Origin of the sequence: Phormidium sp. CCY1219 (genome assembly GCF_035615515.1) — a bacterium.
Classification (GTDB): Bacteria; Cyanobacteriota; Cyanobacteriia; order Cyanobacteriales; family Laspinemataceae; genus CCY1219.
This window is the reverse complement of the sequence record NZ_JAJENT010000968.1, coordinates 1-209: the sequence shown is the minus strand read 5'-3', so window position 1 is coordinate 209 and position 209 is coordinate 1. Positions and strand designations below refer to the sequence as shown.

Below are 209 nucleotides of genomic sequence, written 5' to 3'. Positions count from 1 at the left end.
TAATATCGGTGCAGTCTACTCCGACATCGGACAACCCCAAAAAGCCTTAGACTACTACCAGCAAGCCTTACCGATAATGCAGGAAGTGGAAGATAGAAGCGGGGAAGCCACGACCCTGAATAATATCGGTCTAGTCTACTCCGACATCGGACAACCCCAAGAAGCCTTAGACTACTACCAGCAAGCCTTACCGATAAGGCAGGAAGTGG

The 209-nt window shown here is 49.8% G+C and carries 1 protein-coding gene; it reads left to right on the top strand.

The window, feature by feature from the left end:
- On the top strand, nucleotides 1–209 hold a 209-nt coding region (locus tag LKK83_RS31015; protein ID WP_324635326.1), incomplete at both ends, for a tetratricopeptide repeat protein.